General features: G+C 58.5%; 14 protein-coding genes. 4 read left to right on the top strand and 10 right to left on the bottom strand.

All coding sequences use genetic code 11. The features are described from left to right. The 9 genes from gcvH to gap form a co-directional block, all read right to left on the bottom strand. The gene (gene gcvH / locus JL015_RS07955; RefSeq protein ID WP_201018052.1) at positions 1-384 is read right to left on the bottom strand and encodes a glycine cleavage system protein GcvH; all 384 of its coding nucleotides are present in this window, start codon (positions 382-384) and stop codon (positions 1-3) included. A gap of 289 nt (positions 385-673) precedes the next feature. After that, positions 674-2,176 carry a sigma-54-dependent transcriptional regulator gene (locus JL015_RS07950; protein ID WP_201018051.1) on the bottom strand — a complete coding sequence of 501 codons (1,503 nt, stop codon included), beginning with the start codon at positions 2,174-2,176 and terminating at the stop codon, positions 674-676. A 97-nt stretch (positions 2,177-2,273) separates the two neighbouring features. Then, positions 2,274-2,630, bottom strand: a complete 357-nt coding sequence (locus tag JL015_RS07945; protein ID WP_201006002.1) for a DUF5064 family protein — start codon at positions 2,628-2,630, stop codon at positions 2,274-2,276. Between the two features lie 110 nt (positions 2,631-2,740). After that, on the bottom strand, positions 2,741-3,202 hold the full coding sequence (locus JL015_RS07940; protein ID WP_201018050.1) for a YbaN family protein: 462 nt from the start codon (positions 3,200-3,202) through the stop codon (positions 2,741-2,743). Then, positions 3,199-3,813, bottom strand: coding sequence for a biliverdin-producing heme oxygenase (locus tag JL015_RS07935; protein WP_201018049.1), 615 nt, complete (start codon positions 3,811-3,813; stop codon positions 3,199-3,201). The genes JL015_RS07940 and JL015_RS07935 overlap by 4 nt, the downstream gene beginning before the upstream one ends. A gap of 128 nt (positions 3,814-3,941) precedes the next feature. After that, the gene (locus JL015_RS07930) at positions 3,942-6,512 is read right to left on the bottom strand and encodes a TonB-dependent receptor (RefSeq protein WP_201018048.1); all 2,571 of its coding nucleotides are present in this window, start codon (positions 6,510-6,512) and stop codon (positions 3,942-3,944) included. Between the two features lie 125 nt (positions 6,513-6,637). Beyond that, positions 6,638-7,603, bottom strand: coding sequence for a FecR family protein (locus JL015_RS07925; protein WP_201018046.1), 966 nt, complete (start codon positions 7,601-7,603; stop codon positions 6,638-6,640). A 76-nt stretch (positions 7,604-7,679) separates the two neighbouring features. Continuing rightward, complete coding sequence (locus tag JL015_RS07920) at positions 7,680-8,198, bottom strand: RNA polymerase sigma factor (RefSeq protein WP_201018044.1); 519 nt, start codon at positions 8,196-8,198, stop codon at positions 7,680-7,682. A 95-nt stretch (positions 8,199-8,293) separates the two neighbouring features. After that, positions 8,294-9,295: a type I glyceraldehyde-3-phosphate dehydrogenase gene (gap, locus tag JL015_RS07915; RefSeq protein ID WP_201005990.1), complete on the bottom strand. Its 1,002-nt coding sequence runs from the start codon at positions 9,293-9,295 to the stop codon at positions 8,294-8,296. A gap of 218 nt (positions 9,296-9,513) precedes the next feature. On the opposite strand from gap, the gene edd reads away from it, so the two are divergent. The 4 genes from edd (at position 9,514) to JL015_RS07895 (ending at position 14,569) form a co-directional block, all read left to right on the top strand. After that, positions 9,514-11,340, top strand: coding sequence for a phosphogluconate dehydratase (gene edd / locus JL015_RS07910; RefSeq protein ID WP_201018043.1), 1,827 nt, complete (start codon positions 9,514-9,516; stop codon positions 11,338-11,340). Next, positions 11,337-12,302, top strand: a complete 966-nt coding sequence (locus JL015_RS07905) for a glucokinase (protein WP_201018041.1) — start codon at positions 11,337-11,339, stop codon at positions 12,300-12,302. Before edd ends, JL015_RS07905 begins: the two co-directional genes overlap by 4 nt. Before the next feature lie 76 nt (positions 12,303-12,378). Beyond that, on the top strand, positions 12,379-13,116 hold the full coding sequence (locus tag JL015_RS07900) for a response regulator (RefSeq protein ID WP_201018040.1): 738 nt from the start codon (positions 12,379-12,381) through the stop codon (positions 13,114-13,116). Beyond that, positions 13,106-14,569 (top strand): ATP-binding protein, encoded by a 1,464-nt coding sequence (locus tag JL015_RS07895; RefSeq protein WP_304575448.1) that lies wholly within the window; start codon positions 13,106-13,108, stop codon positions 14,567-14,569. Before JL015_RS07900 ends, JL015_RS07895 begins: the two co-directional genes overlap by 11 nt. Positions 14,570-14,662: 93 nt before the next feature. On the opposite strand, the gene JL015_RS07890 is transcribed toward JL015_RS07895, so the two are convergent. After that, positions 14,663-15,985 (bottom strand): delta-60 repeat domain-containing protein, encoded by a 1,323-nt coding sequence (locus JL015_RS07890; protein ID WP_201018039.1) that lies wholly within the window; start codon positions 15,983-15,985, stop codon positions 14,663-14,665. Positions 15,986-16,081 lie beyond the last annotated feature (96 nt).

Here is a 16,081-nt window from a genome sequence, read left to right as displayed (position 1 = left end):
TCAGGCTTCAGCGTTGGCTTTGATCAGTCGGTCGTAGGCGTCCTGATCCAACAGGCCGTGAATGGCATTGACGTCTTGCGGGATGAAGCGAAAGAACCAGCCGGCGCCGAGCGCGTCTTCATTGACCAGTTCAGGGGTGGCGTCGAGGGCGGAATTGACTTCGACCACCTCACCGTCCAGCGGCATGTTGATGCTGCTGGCAGCTTTTACCGATTCCACGACCGAGACTTCGGCGTGTTGAGTGTAGGCCTGTAATTCCGGGAGCTGCACAAAGACCACATCGCCGAGCGATTCCTGTGCATAAGGCGTGATGCCTACCGTGACACTGCCATCGGCTTCGGCCCGCAGCCATTCGTGTTCAACGGTGAATCGCAACTCGCTCATAACAACTCCTCAAGGGTAAAGGCCGCGGCTGATGCCGGCATAATGAAAAGCTCAGTAGCAATTTTGCGGCCAATATAAATTTATTGTTTTAAATCAATAGGTTGAGATGTTTTTGAGGGCGAGGAATCTAGAAGGCTGTAGCGAAATCGATACAGCGATGGAGGGCTGCAAAATTCCCGTGGGATCAAAGCCTTGCTGGCTGGGGATCGGGGAGGTCTGGATCGAATTCGTTACAGTGGAATGATTTTGTTACGTTTCTTCGCGAATTCATTCGTGAAAAGGTCGGCCACTATTTCCCTATCCCGTACTTGCGCAACCGATGGGCAATCGCGGTATGCGAGGTATGCAGCCGTGCCGCCAGTTGGCGGGTCGAGGGGTAATCGGCATAAAGCTTCTGCAGCAGCTCACGCTCGAAATCTTCGACAGCCTTTTCAAGGCTGCCGACTTCGCCATCGTTCTGGCGGGCGACGGCGGTGCCTGCGATGTCCAGGTCGCCAATGTCCACCAGCGTGCTTTCGCTGATGGCGGCGGCGCGGAAGATCACGTTCTGCAACTGGCGCACGTTGCCCGGCCAGCGGTTGCCCAGCAAGGCGGGGTAAGTACCGGTTGCCAGGCGACACACCGGGCGCTGGATCTGGGTGCAGGCCTGTTCCATGAAATAGCGGGCCAGCAGCAGAATGTCCTGCCCGCGCTCGCGCAGTGGCGGGACTTCCAGGTTCAGCACGTTCAGGCGATAGAACAGGTCTTCACGAAAGGTGCCTTCGCTGACCATCTTTTCCAGATCGCGATGAGTGGCGCTCAGGATGCGCACATTGACCCTGACTTCCCGGTCCCCGCCCACTCGCCTGAAGCTGCCGTCGTTGAGAAAACGCAGCAGCTTGGCTTGCAGGTAAGGCGACATTTCGCCTATTTCATCGAGAAACACGGTGCCTTGGTTGGCCAGTTCCATCAGCCCCGGCTTGCCTCCGCGCTGGGCTCCGGTGAACGCGCCGGGTGCATAGCCGAACAGCTCGCTTTCAGCCAGGTTTTCCGGGAGCGCCGCGCAGTTGAGTGCCAGGAAGGGCTCACCATGGCGAGCGCTGCTGGCGTGACAGGCTCGGGCGACCAGCTCCTTGCCGGTGCCGGTTTCGCCCTGAATCAACAAGGGCGCATCCAGCGCGGCGACTCGCTGGGCGCGGGCCTTGAGGATGCGGATGGCGGGGGATTCTCCCAGCAGGGCATCGAAGCCTTCTGCATGGTCATGATGCAATGCCGACAGGCGCTCACCGATCCGGCTGGGCAGGTACAGCGTCAGCAAGGCACCTGCTTCGGTAATGGGCGTTGCGTCCAGCAGCAAGGCTTCGCCATTGAGCGTGACCTCGCGCATGGGCAGGCGAAAACCGTTTTCCAGCAGCGTGGCTTGCAGGCTTGGGTCGGCGAACAGTTCGCCTATGGGCTCGCCTTCAGGTTCACGGCCAATCAGCGCGATCAGCGCCGGGTTGGCCAGCAGCACGTGCCCGGCACTGTCGAGTGCCAGCACCGGGTCGGTCATGGCGGCGAGCAGGGCATCGAGTTGCAGGTGGCGACGCTGGCCGGGAAGGATATCCACGACGGTAATCGCTTCGACACCGCGTACCCGGAACAACGCATCCTTGAGCTCTTCGAGCATCTGAGGGCTCAGGGTCGGCGCATCGATGTAAACGTTGGGCGGCACCATCTCAACAGCATCGAGATTCAGATTGCGTCCACCCAGAATGGCCAGCACTTCCTGGGTGATACCGACGCGGTCGATGAAGCAGACATGGATGCGCATGAGGCGTTATGGGTTCTGGGCTGCGAGGGTGGCCAGTATGCCTTGCCGGGGTGTTTGTTGATACGCCGTCGCGGCCAAGGCCCCTCCCACAAAATCGTTATTCCAGATGCTCAGGCTTCACAGGCTCACCCGGTTTGGCATTCAGCTTTTCGCGCACGTCCTTGAACATCCTGTCGTAGTCCTTGTGCAGGTCGATGGGCATTGCGGCGAGGTTGGGCAGGCCGTGTTTCATGCCGATGCGCCCTGCGTCATGGGCGAAATTGAAGGCCAGATCCCTTGGTAACTGAAACTCTTCAGAGAAGGCCTTGCCGTTGATCTCGCCTTGCATGGTGAAGTGCATGCAGGTTCCTTCCTCGGGATCTTCGCGCACTTCGTAATGGACATGAATGTCGTAGCTGAACCCTGAGCGTTGCAGGGCCGCGTGGGTGATGTGCAGATGACCTGGCTCAAACATTGAGGTCGCTCCGTCAGAAATTGAAAGTGTACGGGTAGACCCCGGCATGTGTTCCGGGGTTCAGCACCATGAACAAACACCTGACAGGATAGCCGGGCTGTTCTTTTTGGTTACTGATTCAGATCACGGGCAGGCTCGGGCCTGGACCAGAGCCACATATTGCCCATCGCCATGCCCGCGATGGCGAGGTAGAGCCACCAGACATGGGTGAGCAGGCTCAGCATCAGGATGGCGCAGACCAGCATGCTGATGGTCGCGCTGATTTTGGCGCGGCGTGCGACCAACCGGCCATTACGCCAGTTGTGCAGGATCGGGCCGAACACGCGATGGTTTTCCAGCCAGGCGTTCAGGCGCGGCGAACTGCGGGTCGCGGCCCAGGCGGCCAGCAGAATGAATTCCGTGGTCGGCAGGCCGGGGATGAATATGGCGGCAATGCCTATACCCAGGCTGACATAAGCGAGGATGCCAAACAGAAAGCGCGAAAGTCTGGAGCCGGGCGGTTTATAGGTCATGGTCACTACGGGCTGGTTCAAAAAGCCCGGCCAGCTTAACAGCACCGGGCGCTTTTTCATGCTTGAACCTGTTCGATCTCAGGCGCATGGGCGTAAGCGTGTTGCAGCAGAACCGTGAAACGCTCGAAAGCCTCGATGGCGCCCTGATCGGCCTGTGCTTCCTCTTCGGCGCTGAACTCCAGGCCATCCAGGATTCTGATAAAGGTTTTCCAGCCTTCGGCGCGGCCACCGGCGGGTTCGCCCAGATGCCGTGCGCCAAAGCTTTCGCTGAGGTTCAGGGCGGCAGCGCGCTTGATCAGAAAGGCCGCACCCAGTTTTGAGCCTTCGGAGACGAACAGCCAGCCCAGGGCCTTGGCCTTGCTCGGATTCTGCACGGCACCGGCGATGGATCGAGGAATGTCGGTGTTCAGGTCTGCGAGATCGGCCTTGGCTTGCTCGGCGCGGCAACGGGCGGGCAGGTCGGCGATGATCTCGATCAGTTCAGGATCGTTGTAGAGGCTTTGCAGTTCGGCCTGAAACAGATATTGGGCGACGACGAAACGCTTGTAGCTGTCGAGGGTTTCAAAAGGCGCATTGGCCTTGACCGCCTTGTCGAGCTGTTCGTGGGGCGCATGGGTAATCTGGTTGAGCCGCTGGGAACGCAGGGCAGGACGAGTCTGCTCGGTTGTCATCAGGTTCTTCCTTGCAAAAGTAAGAGGGCGTTGTTGAATAGACGAATGGCCAATCCACGGAGCGTAAAAAAACACGCCGCCGATCACTGTCGATGGCGTGTTTTTCACAGGGCTTGTTGCGCCAGGAATCAGATGTCCCAGACCAGATTGACGCTGAAGTTGCGTCCTGGCTGAGTCAGGCGATCCATGTTGGCCGGAGCAGTAGCACTTGCCTCGCCTACGCCGTCGTATCCGCGCACGTCATCCCACAGCCAGTACTTTTTGTCGGCCAGGTTGTAGAGGCCCGCATTGACGGTGACGTCGTCGGTGACCTTGTAGTAGCCGGTCAGGTCCAGAATGCCGAAGCCCGGTGTGCGGAACTGTGATGAAGAACCGTCCGGCTCATGGAATTCACTGTCATCCACACGTGTCTTGCGTTTGACCAGCGTCCAGCTCAGCAGGCCGCCGTAGCTGTCCTGCTCATAACCCAGGCCGAAAACGCCGGTCAGCGGGTTGACGCTGTTGAGTGGTTCGCCGGTGTCGTTGTTGCGGCCTTGCGCGTAGGCAATCGAGCCCTGGGTGTAGAGACCTTGCGGTGCGCCGAAGCTGTCCAGGTTCAGACGACCCTTGATCTCCGCGCCTTTGATGGTGGCGTGCTTGATGTTGTAGGACTGGAAGGTAAGTTCGTCATAGCCGGCAGCCAGACCGTCTTCGTTGATGAAGTCGCGGTACTTGTTATAGAACACGGCAACGTCGAACGAGCCCGACTCGAAGCGGCCACGCAGACCGGTTTCATAGCTTTTGCTCTTTTCGGGCTCCAGGTTCGGGTTGGGTTCGACCAGATAACCGGTTGTGGTGTTTTCAAAGCTGCCATACAAGGCCTTGGCCGACGGAGTCCGGAAACCTTCGGCGTACTGGCCATACCAGGTGTATTCGTTGCTCAGGGCGTAGGTCACGCCGAACTTGGGTGATACGCGATCCCAGGTCTTGTCCTTGTTATTGCCGCCACTCGGATCGTTCAGGCCTTCGGAGTTGAGGAACTCTTCGGTCATTTTCGGGCTCAGGCGGGTGTAGCTGTAGCGCACGCCAGGAATGAAGGTCCATTTGTTCCAGCTGATCTGGTCTTGAGCGAACAGCGCATAGCTGGTGATGGTCGGGTCGGGGAAGTCGCTGGCTGGCACAGGGTTATCACTGGCTACAGGACTGATGGCACCGGCCACGGTACAGGCGCCGAACACCCGCGCACAGGTTGCACTGCCGGTACGCAGGCCTGTGACTTTCTGCCGTTTTACAGTGGTGCCGTAGGTCAGCTCATGGTCGGTGCTGGCAATCGAAAACGCCTTGTCGAACTGGGCATCGAATATCCACTGTTTTTCCTGATAGGTCGTATCGCGATTACGGTACAAGTCACGGACGAACGGGAAGTAGCGTTCGCGGGTGCTTTGCTCGGTCTTGGCATTCTGGTAATTCAGGCTCCACTTGACGTTGTCGACCAGCAGGCTATCGAGAGCAAAGGTGTGTTCGATGCCGAAGCGTTCGCGAGTGACGGTGTCATTGGTGGTACGGCCCCGATACATGCCAACCCCGACGCCGTTGCCGAACGGCCCGCCGACGGCGCTGAGCTGATTGGTGTCGCGATCATCCTTGTACTTTTCGTAGGTCAGCGCCAGACGCGAGTCTTCGGCGTAGTTCCAGCCCAGTTTGGCCAGCACATTGGTTGCGCGCTGGTCTTCAGGGTTGGCCTCGGTACGGGTCAGGCCGGTGCCGCTGGTGCTGCCGTAGGATTCGGTTTCATGGCCTTCGCGCTGGCTCAAATGCAGCAAGGCGTCGAAATCGCCATGGCGGCCAGCAACGGTGCCTGAGGTCAGCCAGCTTTCATCGGCCGAGCTGTAACCGGTTTTCAGGCGGGCGCCGACGTCTTTTCCGGGCTTGATGATGTCGCTCGGGTCCAGGGTGTAGTAACTGACTACGCCACCGATGGCGCTGCTGCCGTAAAGCGCCGAAGCCGGGCCGCGCAGTATCTCGACGCGCTTGACGATTTCCGGGTCGACGTAATTGCGGCGGGTCTGGGCGAAAGGACCGGTGAAGAAGCTGTCCGGGATTTCGACGCCGTCCACCTGGGTCAGGATCCGGTTGTTGTCGATACCACGGATGTTGTAGCCAGTGGTGCCGCCGCGCTGACCGGCACCACCGACCGAAACGCCCGGCTCGTTGCGTACCAGATCGCGGATGTCATTGACGTTGCGACGGTCCAGTTCTGCGCGTGTGTGTACGCTGACGGTATTGGGAACCGAGGAGATATCCTGTTCCTGGCGCGTGGCACTGACGGTGGTCTGCTCAAGGGCGATGACGCCAGAGACGCGCTTTTCCAGTACGACGTTGTTGTCGCCCAGGTTGCGATAGCTCAACTGGCTGCCCGACAGCAGGCGCTCCAGGGCCTGGGCGGGTTGCAGGTTGCCATTGGCGCCAGGGGAGACAACGTTTTGCGCCAGGTCCGACGACACGCCCACCTGCCAGCCGGTGACACGGCTGAATTCATTGAGTGCCGATACCAGCGGTTGTCTGGCGATCGAGAACGTGTAAGTGCCGGCAGCTCGTGCCTGTGGAGCGCTTTCTGTTGCTGCGACGGCGGGCATCGCTTGCATGCCGGCGCTGAAAATCGCCACGGTCAGCAGCGAAAGTGTGAATCGCTTGCGTGAGTGAGTGAACGAGGATGACATACGGTGGCGCTCCCTGACGAACTGCTGGTTATAGTGTTGTGCTGTCGATTCTTAATGCGAATCAGTTGCATTGGCTATGACTAGACGAACGAGGGACGGGGAGTGCGTAAAAAAAGTTTTACCGATCAGTTGATGAGCACTAGCGCAGGTATTTCCTGCACATTGGCTGAAGTGATCTGCGCCAGTGAACGTATCACGTTCAAGGGGTTATCCAGCTTGTAGTTGCCTGTGACGGTGACGCGATCCAGTGCGGGGTTGGTGTTGATGATCCAGCCGGGATAATAGCGACGCAGCTCGGCCAGAACTTCGCTGAGCGGGCTGTTATCGAAGATCAGTCGACCCTGGACCCAGGCCAGGTCCCTGGCCGGATCGAGCCTTTCCCGATGGCCAAAACCCGATGGACCTACGCGAACGCTGTCGCCCGCGCCAAGGCTGACTCTGGAGTCGCCGCGTATGGCGCTGACGTCTACCGCGCCACGCTGAACCTGAACCCGCGCTTCGCCATCAAGGTAACGCACCGAAAACTCGGTGCTGTTGGCGCTCATGCGGATCGGGCCGGCTTCGATCTCCATCGGCACGTTCGGATCGAGGGCTACATTGAAATAGGCTTCCCCTTGATACAGGCGTGCCACCCGTTGCTTGTCATCAAGGTGGCTGGAAAAGGCCGAGTTGGTATTGAGCAGGACTTTCGAGCCGTCGCTCAGTTGCAGGCGCTGGCGTTCGCCGACTACCGTCAGGTGGTCGGCCTGGATGCGCAAGGGCAGGTTGCTGAAGTTGAACAGCCCCAACAGCAGAACAGCCGCTGTGGCCAAGGTTTTCCAGTGCGGTCGGATGCGTTGCCAGCGCGAAGGCTTGTGCGGTTGTTGCAAGGCCGCTGCCGCGTGCTGAACGGTTTGCGAGTCCCATATCGCCCGGGCCTTGGTGAAAGCTTGCGCATGGGCAGGGTCGGCCTGCAGCCAGGCCTCGAAGTGTGCCTGCTGCTGAGGATCTGCGCCTTCCAGTTCGATCAGCCAGGTCAGGGCTTGATCCATTGCGCTGTCGCTCAGTACATCCTGCGCAAGCGACTGCGGGCGTTCTGTTCCTGGGGTCACGGTGTTCCTCGGCAAACTCGGTTTGATCGATGTGCGTGCAATGGGAGTGGCAGCCTGCGACAGTGTCCAGGTCTGGTCAAGCCTGGTCGAGTCTCGCCAGCACTCCCACACAGATCGCCATGATCAGTTTCAGTTCTTTTTGTACGGTGCTTGCAGAGATGTCCAGTTGCTCGGCGATCTCCAGATAACTGCATCCGTTGAGGCGACTCAGGGTGAATATGTTCTGTTGGCGCGTGCTGAGTTTACCCACAGTGGTGCTGAGGCTTTCAAGCAGGCGTTTGGCGTGGGTGGCCTCTTCCGGTGTGCTGAGCTGTGCGACCACACTTTCGATCTGCTCGGCGGGCGCATCTTCGACCAGGGTCCGGCCATGGATGCGGCGCGAGCGCAAATGATCCAGCGCCAGGTTGCGGGCGGTCTGGTAGACGAAGGGTTCCAGGTGATCTATCGGGCGTTCGGTCAGGGCGCGGGTGACGCGCAACCAGGTTTCCTGCAGCAGGTCTTCAGCGGTGCTGTGGTTGCCCACCATGCCTTGCAAGGTTCGCAACAACACTTCGCGTTGAGCGACAAATACGTCATTGAAGTGCGCCTGCGACACAGAAGTACCTGACCGGAAAAATCAGTGGATGATAATGCTTATCATCCACATATTCGGTCAAGTCGGCTTTCTGTATTTTTCTTAATACTTCGCTGTCACTGTGCGTTATGCAGCGCCAGGCAGTTGTCGAGCATGCGGTTGGAGAACGCCCACTCGTTGTCATACCAGGCCAGCACCTTGAGCAGCTTGCCGCTGACTTTGGTGTGGTTGGCGTCGAAGATCGACGACAGCGGGTTGTGGTTGAAGTCGTGGGAAACCAGCGGCAGGGTGTTGTAGCCCAGAATCCTGGAGTGCTGGCTGGCTTCCTTGAGCAGCGCGTTGACTTCGTCTGCGGTGGTTTCGCGCTTGATGTTGACGGTCAGGTCCACCAGCGAAACGTTGATCACCGGCACCCGGACGGCCATGCCGGTCAGTTTGCCCGCCAGTTCCGGCAATACCAGGCCCACGGCTTCGGCGGCGCCGGTCTTGCTCGGGATCATCGAATGAGTGGCCGAACGGGCGCGGTACGGATCGGTGTGATACACATCGATCAGGTTCTGGTCATTGGTGTAGGCATGGATGGTGGTCATCAGACCGCTTTCGATGCCCAGTTCGCGATGCAGTACCTGCGCGACAGGTGCCAGGCAGTTGGTGGTGCAGGAGGCGCTGGAGATGATCTGGTGCGACTGGCGCAGGGTGTCGTGGTTGACGCCATAGACGATGGTAGCGTCCGCGCCTTTGGCCGGAGCTGAAATAATGACCTTCTTTGCCCCGGCGGTGATATGCGCGGCGGCTTTTTCACGGTCGGTGAACAGACCGGTGCATTCAAAGACGACATCGATGTTCTGGGCTTTCCATGGCAACTCGGCAGGGTTGCGTATGGCGCTGACAGCGATACGGTCACCATTGACTGTCAGGCTTTCGCTGTCGCACTCGACGGTGCCGCTGAAAGGGCCGTGAACGGTGTCGAAACGCAGCAGATGAGCATTCATCTCGCTGTTGCCCAGATCGTTGATGGCGACGACCTGCAGGTCTTGTCGGTAGCCTTGGGTATACAGTGCGCGTAGGACGTTACGGCCGATGCGGCCAAAACCGTTGATTGCAATGCGAATAGTCATACAGTCGTCCTTCAAGAATTGTTGTTGGAATTACAAGATTATTCTCATAAAAATAGAAAACAAGCCTTTTTAGTGGCAATATTTTGTTTTATCTACAACTACAAGCCTGAAAGGCTGGTTCAGTTGATCGAGATCAGGCTTTTGCGCCTTGGCGCCGGGTCCCGATAACTGGCATGGTCTTTACGGGTGACCATAGACGTTAGCCTGGAGTTCATCACATGCATCCCCGCATTCTTGAGGTAACCGAGCGTCTTATCGCTCGTAGTCGCGAAACCCGTCAGCGTTACCTGCAACTGATTCGCGGCGCAGCGAGCGACGGCCCGATGCGTGGCCAACTGCAATGCGCCAACTTCGCCCACGGCGTTGCCGGATGCGCACCCGAGGACAAGCAGAACCTGCGCCTGATGAACGCCGCCAACGTGGCAATTATTTCTTCATATAACGACATGCTTTCGGCGCATCAGCCGTACGAAGTCTTTCCTGCCCAGATCAAAAAGGCTTTACGTGACATTGGTTCGGTCGGCCAGTTCGCGGGCGGCGTGCCGGCCATGTGCGATGGCGTGACCCAGGGCGAGCCGGGCATGGAACTGGCCATCGCCAGCCGTGAAGTGATCGCCATGTCCACGGCGGTGGCGCTGTCCCACAACATGTTCGATGCCGCATTGATGCTGGGCATCTGCGACAAGATCGTGCCGGGCCTGATGATGGGCTCGCTGCGTTTCGGTCACTTGCCAACCATCTTCGTGCCCGGCGGGCCGATGGTTTCCGGTATTTCCAACAAGGAAAAGGCCGATGTGCGCCAGCGCTACGCCGAAGGCAAGGCGACCCGCGAAGAGCTGCTGGATTCGGAGATGAAGTCCTACCACGGTCCGGGCACCTGCACGTTCTACGGCACAGCCAATACCAACCAGTTGTTGATGGAAGTCATGGGCCTGCACCTGCCGGGCGCTTCGTTCGTCAATCCGGGCACGCCGTTGCGTGAGGCGCTGACAGCCGAGGCGGCGCAGCAGGTCACTCGCCTGACCAAGCAAAGCGGCGACTTCATGCCAATTGGTGAAATCGTCGATGAGCGAGTGCTGGTCAACTCCATCGTCGCCCTGCACGCCACGGGCGGTTCGACCAACCACACCTTGCACATGCCGGCGATTGCTCAGGCCGCAGGCATCCAGTTGACCTGGCAGGACATGGCCGACCTCTCGGAAGTCGTGCCGACCCTGAGCCACGTCTATCCAAACGGCAAGGCCGACATCAACCACTTCCAGGCGGCGGGCGGCATGTCGTTCCTGATCCGTGAACTGCTGGCTGCCGGTCTGCTCCACGAAGACGTCAATACCGTGGCCGGTCATGGCTTGAGCCGCTACACCAAGGAACCTTTCCTGGAAGATGGCAAGCTGGTCTGGCGCGAAGGTCCACTGCAAAGCCTGGACGAAAACATTCTGCGCCCGGTGGCGCGTCCGTTCTCGCCGGAAGGCGGCCTGCGGGTCATGGAGGGCAACCTGGGGCGTGGCGTGATGAAAGTCTCCGCCGTGGCGCCCGAGCATCAGATCGTCGAAGCACCGGCCAGGGTTTTCCAGGATCAGCAGGATCTGGCCGATGCGTTCAAGGCCGGTGAGCTGGAGCGTGATTTCGTGGCGGTGATGCGCTTCCAGGGGCCGCGCTCCAACGGCATGCCTGAACTGCACAAGATGACGCCATTCCTGGGCGTGCTTCAGGATCGTGGCTTCAAGGTTGCCCTGGTGACTGACGGGCGCATGTCCGGAGCCTCGGGCAAGATTCCGGCGGCGATTCATGTCTGCCCGGAAGCCTTTGATGGTGGCCCTTTGGCTCTTGTGCGAGATGGTGACGTGATTCGCGTCGATGGCGTAAAAGGCACGTTGCAAGTTCTGGTCGAAGCGTCAGAATTGGGAGCCAGACAACCGGCAGTCGGTCAGCTCGACAACGGTGTCGGCTGTGGCCGGGAACTGTTCGGTTTCATGCGCATGGCCTTCAGCTCGGCGGAGCAGGGCGCCAGCGCCTTTACTTCAAATCTGGAGACGCTCAAGTGAAATTGGCTCTGGTCGGTGATATTGGCGGCACCAATGCACGTTTTGCCATTTGGGAAGACGACAAACTGCATTCGATTCGGGTATTCCCGACCATCGATTACGCCGGGCCGGAACAAGCCATCGAGATCTACTTGCAGGATCTTGAGTTGCAACGTGGCGATGTCGGCTTCGTCTGTCTGGCCGTGGCCGGGCCGGTGGATGGCGATGAGTTCTATTTCACCAACAGTCACTGGCAACTGAGCCGGTCGAAGTTCTGCGAAAACCTGAAAGTCGATGAACTGCTGCTGATCAACGACTTCACGGCCATGGCGCTGGGCATGACCCGCCTGCGTGATGACGAATACCTGACCATCTGCCACGGTCTCGGCAAGCCGGATCGCCCGCGTGTGGTGATCGGGCCGGGGACCGGGCTTGGGGTCGGAACCTTGATCAGCGTCGGCGAAGACCGCTGGACGGCCTTGCCCGGCGAGGGTGGTCATGTGGATCTGCCGATCGGCACCGCCCGTGAAGCCTTGCTGTGGACACGTCTGATGGCCGAGCACGAGCATGTCAGTGCCGAGACGGTATTGAGTGGCGCGGGCCTGTTGCAGTTGTATCAGGTCAGTTGTGCGCTGGACGATATCGAGCCAGTGCTCAAGTCGCCGGCTGCCATTACCTCGGCGGCTGTGGCGGGTGACCCGGTGGCGGCAGGGGTTCTGGATCAGTTCTGTGTATTTCTGGGCCGGGTGGTGGGCAACAACGTGCTCACTCTGGGTGGCCTGGGTGGGGTCTATATCGTTGGCGGCGTGGTGCCACGTTTCGTCGACTTCTTCAGCAACAGCGGTTTCAAGCGCGCACTCGCTGAAAAGGGCGTGATGAGCGATTACTTCAAGGGCCTGCCGGTCTGGCTGGTCACTGCCGAATACCCCGGTTTGATGGGGGCAGGCGTAGCATTGCAACAGGCATTTGGAAAGGATCTCTGATTCGTTTTTCACACGCTGCGTGTCATGGATGGCAACCCAATAACAACAACGTCACTGCTAACAAGGACGATTCAATTTGAGCTCAGTCAGTAAATCGATTCTGTTGGTCGATGATGACCAGGAGATCCGCGAGTTGCTGGATACCTACCTCAGCCGTGCCGGTTTTCAGGTGCGTACTGTTGGGGACGGCGCGGATTTTCGACAGGCGTTCAACGAGGCTCCCAGCGACCTGCTGATCCTCGACGTCATGCTGCCCGATGAAGACGGCTTCAGCCTGTGCCGCTGGGTGCGCCAGCATCCGCGCCAGCCCCATGTGCCGATCATCATGCTTACCGCCAGTTCCGATGAGGCCGACCGTGTCATCGGCCTGGAACTCGGGGCTGACGATTATCTGGGTAAACCTTTCAGCCCCCGTGAATTGCAGGCCCGGATCAAGGCCTTGTTGCGTCGTGCCCAGTTTGGTCAGGAACGCAGCGGCAATGACGTGATGGTGTTCGATGAGTGGCGTCTGGACATGGTCAGCCACCGGCTGTTTCACAACGATGGCGAGGAAGTGATTCTTTCGGGGGCGGACTTTGCGCTGCTCAAGCTGTTTCTCGATAACCCGCAGCAGATCCTGGATCGCGACACCATCGGCAACGCCACTCGCGGGCGTGAACTGATGCCGCTGGAGCGCATTGTCGACATGGCCGTCAGTCGTCTGCGCCAGCGTTTGCGCGACACTGGCAAGGCGCCGCGCCTGATACGCACGATACGCGGCAGTGGTTACCTTCTGGCGACGAACGTTAGCGTGCACGCCAGCAATGGCTACTGAAACGACCCTCTTGAAGTTGCGCCGCCCAAGGCTGCCGCGTTCACTGTTGGGGCGGATGCTGTTGCTGACGCTGCTGGCGGTCTTGATGGCTCAGGCCTTGTCCAGCGTCATCTGGCTTTCCCAGTTGCGGGCCACGCAAATGGTCGGGCTGGTGACCAGTGCGCGCAGCCTGGCGTATTCCATGGCGGCCAGTGTCAGCTACTTTCGCTCGTTGCCTCTGGCCTACCGTCCGCTGGTGCTGGATCAATTGCGCAGCATGGGCGGTACGCGCTTTGTCGTATCGCTCAATGACCGTCCGCTGGACATGCAGATATTGCCGCCCACGCCTCGCAAGCAGGCGGTGTTGCAGGTTGTCGATGAAGTATTGCGCCAACACCTGGGCAATGATCCCGACATTGCCGTGTGGTTCGTGCGCCCGGATGACCTGCGGATTTTCAACAGCGGCCTGAAGCTCGATGAGTTGCCACGCTCCTGGGCGCATTACGCGCTGACCCTTGAGCCGCTGAACCCTCCTGTTCTGGTGACCCAGATTGAACTGGCTCCCGGCGAATGGCTGTATATCGCGTCACTGCTGCCTGAGCCCTATACCTCTCTGGAAGAGCAGGAGCTTCCTTTGCAGCAGGTCTGGTTCATTGCCCTGACCAGTGTTTTTCTGCTGTTCTTCATCGGCCTGCTGGTGCATTGGCAAAGCCGGCCCCTCAAGCGTCTGGCGCGTGCGGCGCGTGACATGTCCCTGGGCGCCGATGTCGAGCCGGTGGTCGAGGGCGGTGGCAGTGAAGTGGTTGAGGTCAGCCGCGCCTTCAATGCCATGCGCAACCGGATCAGTCGTTATCTGACGGAGCGCGGCCAGTTGTTCAGCGCCATTTCTCATGACTTGCGCACGCCCATCACCCGCTTGCGGTTGCGTGTCGAGTTGCTGGAAGACGAAATGATGCAGACCAAGTTCAGCCGCGATCTCGATGAGCTTGAGCTGCTGGTCAAAGGCGCGTTGCAATGCGTGAAGGACACCGACATTCACGAGAACATCGAGCAGGTGGACCTCAATCACTTGCTTGAATGCCTGATCGAGCCCTATCTGCGTGACGGGCGTGTCACGCAGAAGGGGGTTGCCGAAGCGGCTTATCCCGGCAAGCCGCTGGCGCTCAAGCGTTGCATCGGCAACCTGATCGATAACGCCATCAAGTACGGGCATCGCGCGCATTTGAAGGTCGAAGACAACGACCTGGCTTTCGTCCTGCACGTGGATGACGAAGGGCCGGGGGTGCCGGAAAAGCGACTGGAACATGTGTTCGAGCCGCATTTTCGTCTGGCTGGCAGCCAGCAACAGGGCTACGGTCTTGGCCTGGGCATCGCTCGCAATATCGCCCACAGCCATGGAGGCGAAGTGAGCCTGCAGAATCTGCGCGAGGGCGGATTGCGGGTGACACTGTTTTTGCCTCGGTCAGTGGATTGAGGCAGATCATCATCGGCGGTGCCTGGACACCGCCTCGGTACAAGCGAATTTATTCGCGAATGAATTCGTTTCTATGTGTGGTCTGTGTCTGTTTCAACTGATGAATCGATAAATGGCATTGGGTGAAAAACCCGTTATAACACTGGAATAATAGGCCCCGGTGTCCGGATCTTCGCTCAGATAGTTCAACCCCTCGATTTCTTCGTAGTAACACACGCCGTCTGCTCCCAGGCTGGTGTCTGGCTGCCCGTTTTCGAGCAGACGGGCCATGAAGCCTGTCAGTTTCGGTATCGCGTTTATGTGTCTGCCAGCCACTACAATCCGCCCGGAGCGGTCGACAATAGCCGTGAAGTTTACCGGTACGACATTGTCGGGTTCTCTTGATTCGATCAGTACGGTTTCTCCCTGATTGAACTCTGGAATACGTTGACCATTCATGTCTAACTTGCAAATGGCCAGAACGCCTCTGCCGCGAACGATGTTTACACTGCCTCTGTTTCCTGCGCAGACAATATTGCCATCAGCGTCCTGTATAAGCGAATTCCAGCTTGAATAAGCGTAATTGCCAAAGTCTGTAAAATATCCATCTGAGGCGAATGTGGTATCGAGAGCCCCGTTTTCATGAAATCTGGCAATAAAGGGAACACCTGGATGTTCGCCGCCGATGACAAACATTCCATTGTCTTGCACGATTAAACGATAAGGCTTGAACCACACATAACTTTCAGGCTCCATCAGGCCATCGGTATTGAAGGTCGGGTCCGGTTCTCCGTCCGGGGTGAGTCTCAGGACATAAGTGCGATGAACATATTCAACCATGTCTCTTACCGTGGTGAGGACGAGCAGTTTTCCATCGCTCAATACCTTGAGGTCACCGTATTGTTCATCGGGGAATCGCAGGGATTGAGGCTGGGGAATACGGCTGGCAAGCTTGCGCAATGGCGACGGCCATTGTCCCGGGTTGCCGGGGAGTGGATACAGGCGCAGCCCGTTGTTGCCAAAGTCCGGGTCTTTCTGGCCATCCGCTGTAAAACAGGCCAGTACCAGGCTACTGACCCGCTGGCCCTTGATCGTTATTGTGGTATCCAGCCTGGCCAGATACCGGCCGTCTGGCAATAGATCCACATTCAGCAGATAACCGTCGTTCTCGGCCAGAGGGGCGCTACGTACATTAACGAAGGCGTAGCCATTCTGGCCGAAGGTTGTATCAAGGCTGTTATCAGGTTTTATTCTGACCAGGCAGGGAAGTTGTCGATAGTTCTCATCCTGGCAGCCAGCAATGAAAGAGCCATCGGCCAGCCTGAGCAAGGTATCGACAGAAAAAAGTCTTTGGCCTTCAACCGGGTTGGGAACGACGACGGGTTGAAAGCCCGGATCAATTTCACCGGACCTGGGCGAAACAGGAGTGTTGTTCATTGTGTTATTCCTTGTGAATGAAAATGCACGTCCGTTTATGCTCTTTTAACAAGAGTTGAAGTAAGGGGGCGTGATGAAAGGCGTCCTGCCTTTTAA

The sequence above is a fragment of the Pseudomonas cichorii genome, from assembly GCF_015471405.1.
GTDB lineage: Bacteria > Pseudomonadota > Gammaproteobacteria > Pseudomonadales > Pseudomonadaceae > Aquipseudomonas > Aquipseudomonas serbiensis.
The sequence above is the reverse complement of the archived record's forward strand: the minus strand, read 5'-3'. Positions and strand labels throughout refer to the sequence as shown.

Bases quoted from the DNA above. Each gene is read 5' to 3' on its own strand.
- gcvH (WP_201018052.1), bottom strand. From the start codon at position 384: ATGAGCGAGTTGCGATTCACCGTTGAACACGAATGGCTGCGGGCCGAA.
- JL015_RS07950 (WP_201018051.1), bottom strand. From the start codon at position 2,176: ATGCGCATCCATGTCTGCTTCATCGACCGCGTCGGTATCACCCAGGAA.
- JL015_RS07945 (WP_201006002.1), bottom strand. From the start codon at position 2,630: ATGTTTGAGCCAGGTCATCTGCACATCACCCACGCGGCCCTGCAACGC.
- JL015_RS07940 (WP_201018050.1), bottom strand. From the start codon at position 3,202: ATGAAAAAGCGCCCGGTGCTGTTAAGCTGGCCGGGCTTTTTGAACCAG.
- JL015_RS07935 (WP_201018049.1), bottom strand. From the start codon at position 3,813: ATGACAACCGAGCAGACTCGTCCTGCCCTGCGTTCCCAGCGGCTCAAC.
- JL015_RS07930 (WP_201018048.1), bottom strand. From the start codon at position 6,512: ATGTCATCCTCGTTCACTCACTCACGCAAGCGATTCACACTTTCGCTG.
- gap (WP_201005990.1), bottom strand. From the start codon at position 9,295: ATGACTATTCGCATTGCAATCAACGGTTTTGGCCGCATCGGCCGTAAC.
- edd (WP_201018043.1), top strand. From the start codon at position 9,514: ATGCATCCCCGCATTCTTGAGGTAACCGAGCGTCTTATCGCTCGTAGT.
- JL015_RS07895 (WP_304575448.1), top strand. From the start codon at position 13,106: ATGGCTACTGAAACGACCCTCTTGAAGTTGCGCCGCCCAAGGCTGCCG.
- JL015_RS07890 (WP_201018039.1), bottom strand. From the start codon at position 15,985: ATGAACAACACTCCTGTTTCGCCCAGGTCCGGTGAAATTGATCCGGGC.